Genomic DNA, 11,783 nt, shown 5'->3' with positions numbered 1-11,783 from the left:
AGCGCCGTTCGCGTCCGGTTGGATGCATGGCGCCGCAAGGCGGTTTTAAAGCGTCAGTCCGGTTCCCGGGATTTGCCGGCACTGTTCGCAATTCGAGGGCGTTTCGCCCCTAAAGGAGATAGGCATGAACCAAGAGGTCATGAATCTTTTCAATCCGCAGGTGCCTGCGCAGAATTTCGATTCCATCCGGATTTCGATTGCGTCGCCGGAGAAGATTCTTTCCTGGTCTTATGGCGAGATCAAGAAGCCGGAAACGATCAACTATCGTACGTTCAAGCCGGAACGCGATGGTCTTTTCTGCGCGCGAATCTTCGGACCGATCAAGGACTACGAATGCTTGTGCGGCAAGTACAAGCGCATGAAGTACAAGGGCATCATCTGCGAAAAGTGCGGCGTTGAAGTCACGCTGTCGCGCGTTCGCCGTGAGCGCATGGGCCATATCGAGCTCGCCGCTCCCGTTGCCCACATCTGGTTCCTGAAGTCGCTGCCTTCGCGCATTTCGACGCTGCTCGACATGACGCTGAAGGATGTGGAGCGCGTTCTCTACTTCGAAAACTACATCGTCACCGAGCCGGGTCTCACCGCGCTCAAGGAGCATCAGCTTCTCTCGGAAGAAGAGTACATGCTCGCCGTCGACGAGTACGGTGAAGACCAGTTCACCGCCATGATCGGCGCTGAAGCGATCTATGAGATGCTGGCCAGCATGAATCTCGAAAAGATCGCTGGCGACCTGCGCTCCGAGCTTGCCGACACTACGTCGGATCTGAAGCAGAAGAAGCTGATGAAGCGCCTGAAGATCGTCGAGAACTTCATGGAATCCGGCAACCGTCCGGAATGGATGATCATGAAGGTCGTCCCGGTCATCCCGCCGGACCTGCGTCCGCTGGTTCCGCTCGATGGCGGCCGCTTCGCGACCTCGGATCTGAACGATCTCTATCGCCGCGTCATCAACCGTAACAATCGTCTGAAGCGCCTCATCGAACTGCGCGCTCCGGGCATCATCATCCGCAACGAAAAGCGCATGCTGCAGGAATCTGTCGATGCGCTGTTCGACAACGGTCGCCGCGGCCGCGTCATCACCGGCGCCAACAAGCGTCCGCTGAAGTCGCTGTCCGACATGCTCAAGGGCAAGCAGGGCCGCTTCCGTCAGAACCTGCTCGGCAAGCGCGTCGACTATTCCGGCCGTTCGGTCATCGTGACCGGTCCGGAACTGAAGCTGCATCAGTGCGGCCTGCCGAAGAAGATGGCGCTCGAGCTGTTCAAGCCGTTCATCTACGCCCGCCTCGACGCGAAGGGTTATTCCTCGACCGTCAAGCAGGCCAAGAAGCTGGTCGAAAAGGAAAAGCCGGAAGTCTGGGATATCCTCGACGAGGTCATCCGCGAGCATCCGGTTCTCCTGAACCGCGCACCGACGCTGCACCGCCTGGGCATCCAGGCCTTCGAACCCACGCTGGTCGAAGGCAAGGCTATCCAGCTGCACCCGCTCGTCTGCACGGCCTTCAACGCCGACTTCGACGGTGACCAGATGGCTGTTCACGTGCCGCTCTCGCTGGAAGCCCAGCTTGAAGCACGCGTGCTGATGATGTCGACCAACAATATTCTGCACCCGGCAAACGGCGCGCCGATCATCGTTCCCTCGCAGGACATGGTTCTCGGCCTGTACTATCTGTCGATCCTGAACCAGAACGAGCCGGGCGAAGGCATGGCCTTCTCCGACCTCGGCGAGCTGCATCACGCCCTCGAAAACAAGGTCGTGACGCTGCACTCGAAGATCCGCGGCCGCTTCAAGTCGATCGGCGAAGATGGCAAGCCCTATTCGAAGATCTATGAAACGACCCCTGGCCGTCTGCTGATCGGCGAACTTCTGCCGAAGCACGGCAAGGTCACCTTCGACATCTGCAACCAGGAAATGACCAAGAAGAACATCTCCAAGATGATCGACACGGTCTACCGTCATTGCGGCCAGAAGGACACGGTCATTTTCTGCGACCGTATCATGCAGCTTGGCTTCTCCCATGCTTGCCGCGCCGGCATTTCGTTCGGCAAGGACGACATGGTCATTCCGGACACCAAGGTTAAGATCGTCGGCGATACCGAAGCGCTCGTGAAGGAATACGAGCAGCAGTACAATGACGGTCTGATCACCCAGGGCGAGAAGTACAACAAGGTCGTCGACGCCTGGGGCAAGGCCACGGAAAAGGTCGCCGAAGAAATGATGGCCCGCATTAAGGCCGTCGAATTCGACGAAAAGACCGGTCGCCAGAAGCCGATGAACTCGATCTACATGATGAGCCACTCGGGTGCTCGTGGTTCTCCGAACCAGATGCGCCAGCTGGGCGGCATGCGCGGCCTCATGGCCAAGCCGTCGGGCGAAATCATCGAGACGCCGATCATCTCGAACTTCAAGGAAGGCCTCACCGTTAACGAGTACTTCAACTCGACCCACGGTGCCCGTAAGGGTCTCGCCGACACCGCCTTGAAGACCGCGAACTCGGGCTACCTGACCCGCCGTCTCGTCGACGTCGCGCAGGATTGCATCGTCACGCACGTCGATTGCGGTACCGAAAACGGCCTCACCATGACCGCCATCGTCGATGCCGGTCAGGTTGTTGCTTCGCTCGGCGCCCGCATCCTCGGCCGTACGGCCCTGGACGACATCGATCATCCGGTCACGGGTGAGCGCATCGTCGACGCCGGCAAGATGATCCTCGAGCCCGATGTCATCGAGATCGAGAAGGCTGGTATCCAGTCGATCCGCATCCGTTCGGCACTGACCTGCGAAATCCAGACGGGCGTGTGCTCGGTCTGCTACGGCCGTGACCTTGCTCGCGGTACGCCTGTCAACATCGGTGAAGCTGTCGGCGTCATCGCCGCGCAGTCGATCGGTGAGCCGGGCACACAGCTGACCATGCGTACCTTCCACTTGGGCGGCACGGCGACCGTGGTCGACCAGTCGTTCCTGGAAGCCTCTTACGAGGGCACGGTTCAGATCAAGAACCGCAACATGCTGCGCAACTCCGATGGCAACCTGGTTGCCATGGGCCGCAACATGACGGTCCAGATCCTGGACGAACGTGGTGTCGAACGTTCCTCGCAGCGCGTTGCTTATGGCTCGAAGCTGTATGTCGACGACGGCGACAAGGTGAAGCGCGGTCAGCGTCTGGCAGAGTGGGACCCCTATACCCGTCCGATGATGACGGAAGTGGCCGGTACGGTTCACTTCGAAGACGTCGTCGACGGTCTCTCGGTCCTCGAAGCGACGGACGAGTCCACCGGCATCACCAAGCGTCAGGTTATCGACTGGCGCTCGACGCCGCGCGGCTCCGATCTGAAGCCGGCGATCGTCATCAAGGACGCCAGCGGCAATGTCGCCAAGCTCTCGCGCGGTGGCGAAGCCCGCTTCCTGCTCTCGGTCGACGCGATCCTGTCGGTCGAGCCGGGCACGAAGGTGTCGCAGGGTGACGTTCTCGCCCGTTCGCCGCTGGAAAGCGCCAAGACCAAGGACATCACGGGTGGTCTGCCGCGTGTTGCCGAACTGTTCGAAGCTCGTCGTCCGAAGGACCACGCCATCATCGCAGAGATCGATGGTACGATCCGCCTCGGCCGCGACTACAAGAACAAGCGTCGCGTCATCATCGAGCCGGCGGAAGACGGTGTCGAGCCGGTCGAATACCTGATCCCGAAGGGCAAGCCCTTCCACCTTCAGGAAGGCGACTATATCGAAAAGGGTGACTACATCCTCGACGGTAACCCGGCTCCGCACGACATCCTGGCGATCAAGGGCGTGGAAGCTCTGGCTTCCTACCTGGTCAACGAAATCCAGGAAGTCTACCGCTTGCAGGGCGTTGTCATCAACGACAAGCACATCGAAGTGATTGTCCGTCAGATGCTGCAGAAGGTTGAGATCACCGATGCGGGCGACAGCCAGTACATCGTCGGCGACAACGTCGACCGTATCGAACTGGACGACGCCAACGATCGCCTGATCGAAGAAGGCAAGAAGCCCGCTTATGGCGATCCGGTCCTACTCGGTATCACCAAGGCATCGCTGCAGACGCCGTCCTTCATCTCGGCCGCATCCTTCCAGGAAACGACGAAGGTGCTCACCGAAGCTGCGATCGCCGGCAAGACCGACGGTCTGCAGGGTCTGAAGGAAAACGTCATCGTCGGTCGCCTGATCCCGGCCGGTACCGGCGGTACCATGACGCAGATCCGCCGCATCGCCACGGCCCGCGACGAGCTCATCCTCGAAGAGCGCCGCAAGGGCACCGGCGCCGGTGTCGCAACGCCGATGCTGCAGGATCTCGCCAGCGAGAACACTCCGGCCGAATAAGCTGGAGCTGAATAGATCAAAAATCAAAACCGCCCGGAGCGATCCGGGCGGTTTCTTTTTTGCGTGATGATGAGATCGAATGGGTGAGGGGAGGCCGCCTTCGTTGGGCGGCCGTCCGATCAGCGGAAGCGAATGATCGCGACTTCGCCTTCGAGTGCGCCCTGATAGGCCGAGGCGTGTGGTTCTTCGTCCGGTATGTCCGTCAACAGTCCGATCTGGTCGAGGTCGGCCTCGATGAAACCTTCTTCGGCAAGCGCATTCAGCGCCTCGCGCACAGCGGTATCGTCGTCAGGCGCTTTCAGCATGACATGCAGGTCGATACCTTCGCCGCCATCGGTCTCATATCCCTTGCCTATGATGATGAAGACCATGGGGCCGTCGGAATTGTTGTCGTTGTCTGGCGCAGTAATCATGAGTCTTCCTTCGGGAGTGTCGAATCGACCCGGCGATTCCTTTTCGCCGCGCGGGTCCGTCGGATGGAAATGTCCTTCCGTGATTCCTTATAGGGATTTTGACAAAATACCAAAGTCCATCTTGCCGAGGAGGCGGCATTTCCGTATTCAACACGCCAAATGGCTGGTTTGCCCGGCCTTTCCGGGCTTTATGACAAAGATAATTTCTTAACCGGCCTTGACGAACCGGCGGGAAACCAGTAGTACCGCCGCCATCGGAACCCATGTGAGGCATGGCTGTTCGGGGCGACGCGCCCTGAAGTTCACCTCAAACAAGGTTCTAAACGCACGTTGAAGACACGAATGCTGCACGCACGACGCTATTTACGGCGTCCTCTGCTTTTTTGTGGTCCATCTGCGAGAGCGGATCGGGCCACGTTTTGCGCATTGAGACGAACGTGTGTCGTTGCCGGTGACGGCGCAAGTGAAGCCCGCAAGGGTGTCGACATAGATTTACAAGGGATGGTTGAATGCCTACCGTAAACCAGCTGATCCGCAAGCCTCGCCAGGCGCAGGTAAAGCGTAATAAGGTTCCCGCTCTCCAGGAGAACCCGCAGAAGCGCGGCGTTTGCACCCGCGTCTACACGACGACGCCGAAGAAGCCGAACTCGGCTCTGCGTAAGGTCGCAAAGATCCGCCTGACCAACGGCTTCGAAGTCATTGGTTACATCCCCGGTGAAGGTCATAACCTTCAGGAGCACTCTGTCGTCATGATCCGTGGCGGCCGCGTGAAGGACCTTCCGGGTGTTCGCTATCACATCATCCGCGGCGTTCTCGATACCCAGGGTGTCAAGAACCGCAAGCAGCGCCGTTCGAAGTACGGTGCGAAGCGTCCGAAGTAATTCGGATTTTTAGATAATCCGGCGCTGCGCGAGGTTCTCCGCGTGGTGAAGCGCCGCTAACAGTTGAGAGACGAGAAGTACATGTCCAGACGTCATAGAGCAGAAAAGCGCGAGATCAACCCGGACCCGAAGTTCGGCGATCTGGTCGTCACCAAGTTCATGAATGCTATCATGCTCGACGGCAAGAAGTCCGTCGCTGAAAGCATCGTATACGGCGCATTCGACGCCGTGCAGGGCAAGGCAAAGCAGGAGCCGCTCGGCGTGTTCCATCAGGCTTTGGATAACATCGCTCCGCACGTTGAAGTTCGCTCGCGTCGCGTTGGTGGTGCTACGTACCAGGTTCCGGTTGATGTTCGCCCTGAGCGCCGTCAGGCTCTGGCCATCCGCTGGCTGATCACTGCTGCTCGCAAGCGTAACGAGACGACGATGGTCGATCGTCTGTGCGGCGAACTTCTCGATGCCTCCAACAACCGCGGCGCTGCCGTCAAGAAGCGCGAAGACACGCACAAGATGGCTGACGCCAACCGTGCGTTCTCGCATTATCGCTGGTAATCCCGAACGGTTTCGGAAAGGCAGTCCATTATGGCTCGCGAATATAAAATCGAAGACTACCGCAATTTCGGTATCATGGCGCACATCGACGCCGGCAAGACCACGACCACCGAGCGTATTCTTTACTACACCGGCAAGTCGCACAAGATCGGCGAAGTGCACGACGGCGCAGCCACCATGGACTGGATGGAGCAGGAGCAGGAGCGTGGCATCACGATCACCTCCGCTGCTACGACCACCTTCTGGAAGGGCCGCGACGGCAAGACCCGCCGCTTCAACATCATCGACACCCCCGGCCACGTCGACTTCACCATCGAAGTCGAGCGTTCGCTGCGCGTTCTCGACGGTGCCATTGCTCTGCTCGACGCCAATGCCGGCGTTGAGCCGCAGACGGAAACCGTATGGCGCCAGGCTGAGAAGTATCATGTTCCGCGCATGATCTTCTGCAACAAGATGGACAAGACCGGCGCTGACTTCTATCGCTCGGTCGAGATGATCAAGACCCGCCTCGGCGCGACCGCCGTCGTCATGCAGCTGCCGATCGGCGCTGAAAGCGATTTCAAGGGCGTTATCGACCTGATCGAGATGAACGCCCTTATCTGGCGCGACGAGTCGCTCGGCGCTCAGTGGGACGTCGTCGAAATCCCGGAAGACATGAAGGCAAAGGCTGCCGAATACCGCGAAAAGCTGATCGAGACCGTTGTCGAGATCGACGAAGCTGCGACTGAAGCCTACCTCGAAGGCAACCTGCCTGACAACGAACAGATCCGCGCGCTCGTTCGTCGCGGCACGATCGACGTCAAGTTCCATCCGATGTTCTGCGGCACCGCCTTCAAGAACAAGGGCGTTCAGCCGCTGCTCGACGCCGTTGTCGACTATCTGCCGTCGCCGCTCGACATTCCGGCGATCAAGGGCATCGATTTCAAGACGGAAGCCGAAATCGAGCGTCACGCTGACGACAACGAGCCGCTTTCCATGCTCGCGTTCAAGATCATGAACGACCCCTTCGTCGGTTCGCTCACCTTCGCCCGTATCTATTCCGGCAAGCTGGAAAAGGGCGCATCGGTCATGAACACGGTCAAGGACAAGCGCGAGCGTGTCGGCCGCATGCTGCAGATGCACTCCAACTCGCGTGAAGACATCGAAGAAGCCTTCGCAGGCGACATCGTTGCTCTCGCCGGCCTCAAGGAAACCACGACGGGCGATACGCTTTGCGATCCGCTGAAGCCGGTTGTTCTCGAGCGCATGGAATTCCCCGAGCCGGTCATCCAGATCGCGATCGAGCCGAAGACCAAGGGCGACCAGGAAAAGATGGGCCTCGCGCTCAACCGTCTGGCTGCCGAAGATCCGTCCTTCCGCGTGAAGACGGACCAGGAATCGGGTCAGACGATCATCGCCGGCATGGGTGAACTGCACCTCGACATCATCGTCGACCGCATGCGTCGTGAGTTCAAGGTCGAAGCGACCGTCGGCGCGCCGCAGGTTGCTTACCGCGAAACGATCACGCGTCAGACCGAGAAGGACTACACGCACAAGAAGCAGTCCGGTGGTACCGGTCAGTTCGCACGCGTCAAAATCGTGTTCGAACCGAACCCGGAAGGCGACGACTTCAAGTTCGAGTCCAAGATCGTCGGCGGTGCTGTTCCGAAGGAATTCGTACCGGGCGTTCAGAAGGGTATCGAAAGCGTTCTGTCTTCCGGCCCGCTGGCTGGCTTCCCGATGCTCGGCGTCAAGGCGACGCTCATCGACGGCGCCTTCCACGATGTTGACTCGTCGGTTCTGGCCTTCGAAATCGCTTCCCGCGCTTGCTTCCGTGAAGCAGCCCGCGAAGCCGGTGCCCAGCTCCTCGAGCCGATGATGAAGGTCGAAGTTGTAACGCCGGAAGATTACGTCGGCGACGTCATCGGCGACCTGAACTCGCGTCGTGGTCAGATCCAGGGTCAGGAAAGCCGCGGTATCGCTGTTGTCATCAACGCGAACGTCCCGCTGGCGAACATGTTCAAGTACGTCGATAACCTGCGTTCGATGTCTCAGGGTCGTGCACAGTACACGATGACCTTCGATCATTACGCGCCGGTTCCGTCGAACGTCGCACAGGAAATCCAGGCAAAGTATTCCGGTCAGAAGTGACCGGAATACCAATTGACCGATAACAAGAATTGATCCCCCAGGGGACAGGAAAACGGAGAGCCGAAAATGGCAAAGAGTAAGTTTGAGCGCAATAAGCCGCACGTTAACATTGGTACGATCGGTCACGTTGACCACGGCAAGACGTCCTTGACGGCAGCGATCACGAAGTACTTCGGCGAGTTCAAGGCGTACGACCAGATCGACGCTGCTCCGGAAGAGAAGGCTCGTGGTATCACGATCTCGACGGCCCACGTTGAATACGAGACGCCGAACCGCCACTATGCGCACGTTGACTGCCCCGGCCACGCCGACTACGTCAAGAACATGATCACGGGTGCCGCCCAGATGGACGGCGCGATCCTGGTTTGCTCTGCCGCTGACGGCCCGATGCCGCAGACGCGCGAGCACATCCTGCTTGCTCGCCAGGTTGGCGTTCCGGCAATCGTCGTGTTCCTGAACAAGGTCGACCAGGTTGACGACGCTGAACTTCTCGAGCTGGTCGAGCTCGAAGTTCGCGAACTTCTGTCGTCCTACGACTTCCCGGGTGACGACATCCCGGTTGTCAAGGGTTCGGCTCTTGCTGCTCTTGAAGATTCGGACAAGAAGATCGGCGAAGACGCGATCCGCGAGCTGATGGCTCAGGTTGACGCCTACATCCCGACGCCGGAGCGTCCGATCGACCAGCCGTTCCTGATGCCGATCGAAGACGTGTTCTCGATCTCTGGCCGTGGTACGGTTGTGACGGGCCGCGTCGAGCGCGGTATCGTCAAGGTTGGTGAAGAAGTCGAAATCGTCGGCATCCGTCCGACGTCGAAGACGACGGTTACCGGCGTTGAAATGTTCCGCAAGCTGCTCGACCAGGGCCAGGCTGGCGACAACATCGGCGCGCTGATCCGCGGTGTTAACCGTGACGGCGTCGAGCGTGGTCAGATCCTGTGCAAGCCGGGCTCTGTCAAGCCGCACAAGAAGTTCATGGCTGAAGCCTACATCCTGACGAAGGAAGAAGGCGGCCGTCATACGCCGTTCTTCACGAACTACCGTCCGCAGTTCTACTTCCGTACGACTGACGTGACGGGCATCGTGACGCTTCCGGAAGGCACGGAAATGGTCATGCCTGGCGACAACGTCACGGTTGCCGTTGAGCTGATCGTTCCGATCGCGATGGAAGAAAAGCTTCGCTTCGCGATCCGCGAAGGCGGCCGTACCGTCGGCGCAGGCATCGTTGCCTCCATCGTCGAGTAATTCGAAGTCGGCCGCTCCATCCGAGTAGCCGATTCGATGACAATATTATGATGCAAGCGGCTGTAGCCGCTTGCTTATGACATAGAAATGTTGCAAATGGCGCGCGAGCGCGATTTGCGTGCTGCTTCGGATGACGAAGCGGCCAATGAAATTAACAATAAGGTGGGCCGAAAGGCCTAAAGAGTGGATGGGGATGCCGTCGCTGGCGTCCCTCTCGATCTTTGAAACCGGTGGTCCGCCTTAGGAAACAGAACAATCCGTGCCCTTTTCGAGAGGCACGCGAGATAACAAACACAAGGATAACGTCGAATGAACGGCCAAAATATCCGCATTCGCCTGAAGGCGTTCGATCACCGGATTCTCGATGCTTCCACGCGCGAGATCGTGTCGACGGCGAAGCGCACCGGTGCTAGCGTCCGGGGCCCCGTTCCGCTTCCGACTCGTATCGAGAAGTTTACGGTCAACCGGTCCCCGCACATCGACAAGAAGAGCCGCGAGCAGTTCGAGATGCGCACGCACAAGCGCCTTCTCGACATCGTTGACCCGACCCCGCAGACGGTAGACGCGCTGATGAAGCTCGATCTCGCCGCCGGTGTCGATGTTGAGATCAAGCTCTGAGACCTCTGGTTCTCGAGCTGAGTGAGAAGGATTGAACCGATGCGTTCAGGTGTGATTGCACAGAAGGTGGGAATGACCCGCGTCTATAACGACGCCGGCGAGCATGTCCCGGTTACCGTATTGCGTATGGAAGGCTGCCAGGTCGTGGCCCAGCGCACAGTTGAAAAGAATGGCTACACCGCAGTTCAGCTCGGTGCCGGCCAGGCTAAGGTTAAGAACACGACGAAGGCTCTTCGCGGCCATTTCGCCGTTGCAAGCGTAGAGCCGAAGGCCAAGCTCGCAGAATTCCGTGTCACGGAAGACAATCTGCTCGCAGTTGGCACCGAGCTCAACGCAGGTCACTTCACGGCGGGTCAGCTCGTCGATGTGACCGGCACGACGATCGGTAAGGGCTTTGCCGGCGCCATCAAGCGCCACGGCTTCGGCGGTCTGCGCGCCACGCACGGTGTGTCGGTTTCGCACCGCTCGCACGGTTCGACCGGTTCGCGCCAGGACCCGGGCAAGGTGTTCAAGAACAAGAAGATGGCTGGTCACATGGGCCAGACCCGCGTTACGACGCAGAACCTTGAAGTGGTATCGACCGACGAAGATCGTGGTCTGATCCTGGTCAAGGGTGCGGTTCCCGGCTCCAAGGGTGCCTGGATCATCGTGCGCGACGCCGTCAAGTCGGCAGCGAAGTAAGGGAGCCGGATCAATGGAATTCAACGTCAAGACTCTTGAGGGCAAAGACGCCGGGAAGGTTTCCCTTTCTGATGCGATTTTCGGCCTCGAGCCGCGTGAAGACATTCTCGCTCGCGTCGTTCGCTGGCAGCTTGCCAAGAAGCAGCAGGGCACGCATCAGGCCAAGGGCCGCGCTGACGTAGCGCGCACCGGTGCCAAGATGTACAAGCAGAAGGGTACGGGCCGCGCTCGTCACCATTCGGCTCGCGCTCCGCAGTTCCGCGGCGGTGGTAAGGCTCACGGCCCGGTCGCTCGCAGCCACGAGCACGATCTGCCGAAGAAGGTTCGCGCCCTCGGCCTGCGTCACGCTCTCTCGGCCAAGTTCAAGGCTGAAGACGTGATCGTCATCGACAATCTCGTCGCAACCGAAGCCAAGACCAAGGCACTCGCTGGCGCTTTCGAGACGCTCGGCCTGACGAACGCTCTGTTCATCGGCGGCGCTGAGCTCGACAGCAACTTCAAGCTCGCAGCCAAGAACATCCCGAACATCGATGTTCTGCCGGTTCAGGGCATCAACGTTTACGACATCCTGCGCCGCGGCAAGCTCGTGCTGTCCAAGGCTGCAGTTGAAGCTCTAGAGGAGCGATTCAAGTGACGGATCTTCGCCATTACGATGTGATCGTTTCTCCTGCGATCACCGAAAAGTCCACGCTGGTTTCGGATAATAACCAGGTTGTTTTCAACGTTGCCAAGACCGCGACGAAGCCTGAAATCAAGGCTGCCGTCGAGGCGCTGTTCGGCGTCAAGGTTACGGCCGTCAACACTCTGCTGCGCAAGGGCAAGACCAAGCGGTTCAAAGGTCTCGTCGGCAAGCAGAAGGACGTGAAGAAGGCTGTTGTGACGCTCGCCGAAGGCCAGTCGATCGACGTCTCCACCGGTCTCTGAGGAATAAGA

Annotated in this window: 10 protein-coding genes; 9 read left to right on the top strand and 1 reads right to left on the bottom strand. The window is 59.2% G+C overall.

What is annotated here, in order from left to right:
• Positions 1–124: 124 nt before the first annotated feature.
• Positions 125–4,333 carry a DNA-directed RNA polymerase subunit beta' gene (gene rpoC / locus AC13Q5_RS02530; RefSeq protein WP_075857233.1) on the top strand — a complete coding sequence of 1,403 codons (4,209 nt, stop codon included), beginning with the start codon at positions 125–127 and terminating at the stop codon, positions 4,331–4,333.
• A gap of 119 nt (positions 4,334–4,452) precedes the next feature.
• Here rpoC and AC13Q5_RS02525 read toward each other — a convergent pair whose 3' ends face one another.
• Positions 4,453–4,746, bottom strand: a complete 294-nt coding sequence (locus AC13Q5_RS02525) for a hypothetical protein (protein WP_004123433.1) — start codon at positions 4,744–4,746, stop codon at positions 4,453–4,455.
• A gap of 509 nt (positions 4,747–5,255) precedes the next feature.
• On the opposite strand from AC13Q5_RS02525, the gene rpsL reads away from it, so the two are divergent.
• The 8 genes from rpsL to AC13Q5_RS02485 all read left to right on the top strand — a co-directional run bounded on the left by rpsL (position 5,256) and on the right by AC13Q5_RS02485 (position 11,774).
• On the top strand, positions 5,256–5,627 hold the full coding sequence (gene rpsL, locus AC13Q5_RS02520) for a 30S ribosomal protein S12 (RefSeq protein ID WP_003507760.1): 372 nt from the start codon (positions 5,256–5,258) through the stop codon (positions 5,625–5,627).
• 81 nt (positions 5,628–5,708) lie between these two features.
• A complete protein-coding gene (rpsG, locus tag AC13Q5_RS02515; protein ID WP_075857234.1) occupies positions 5,709–6,179 on the top strand; it encodes a 30S ribosomal protein S7 in 471 nt (156 codons plus the stop codon).
• Positions 6,180–6,209: 30 nt separating this feature from the next.
• Positions 6,210–8,309 carry an elongation factor G gene (fusA, locus tag AC13Q5_RS02510; RefSeq protein WP_075857235.1) on the top strand — a complete coding sequence of 700 codons (2,100 nt, stop codon included), beginning with the start codon at positions 6,210–6,212 and terminating at the stop codon, positions 8,307–8,309.
• A 66-nt stretch (positions 8,310–8,375) separates the two neighbouring features.
• Entirely contained in the window at positions 8,376–9,551 is a 1,176-nt protein-coding gene (gene tuf, locus AC13Q5_RS02505; protein WP_075852341.1) for an elongation factor Tu, read from the top strand.
• 309 nt (positions 9,552–9,860) lie between these two features.
• Complete coding sequence (rpsJ, locus tag AC13Q5_RS02500) at positions 9,861–10,169, top strand: 30S ribosomal protein S10 (protein ID WP_003547547.1); 309 nt, start codon at positions 9,861–9,863, stop codon at positions 10,167–10,169.
• Between the two features lie 39 nt (positions 10,170–10,208).
• The gene (rplC, locus tag AC13Q5_RS02495; RefSeq protein WP_075852342.1) at positions 10,209–10,850 is read left to right on the top strand and encodes a 50S ribosomal protein L3; all 642 of its coding nucleotides are present in this window, start codon (positions 10,209–10,211) and stop codon (positions 10,848–10,850) included.
• A gap of 13 nt (positions 10,851–10,863) precedes the next feature.
• On the top strand, positions 10,864–11,484 hold the full coding sequence (gene rplD / locus AC13Q5_RS02490; RefSeq protein ID WP_075852343.1) for a 50S ribosomal protein L4: 621 nt from the start codon (positions 10,864–10,866) through the stop codon (positions 11,482–11,484).
• Positions 11,481–11,774 carry a 50S ribosomal protein L23 gene (locus tag AC13Q5_RS02485; protein ID WP_028753972.1) on the top strand — a complete coding sequence of 98 codons (294 nt, stop codon included), beginning with the start codon at positions 11,481–11,483 and terminating at the stop codon, positions 11,772–11,774. The genes rplD and AC13Q5_RS02485 overlap by 4 nt, the downstream gene beginning before the upstream one ends.
• Positions 11,775–11,783: the final 9 nt, after the last annotated feature.

This window comes from Martinezella sp. CNPSo 3964 (assembly GCF_057784375.1).
Note: the sequence above shows the minus strand (reverse complement) of the source record. Positions and strands in the feature narration are given on the sequence as shown.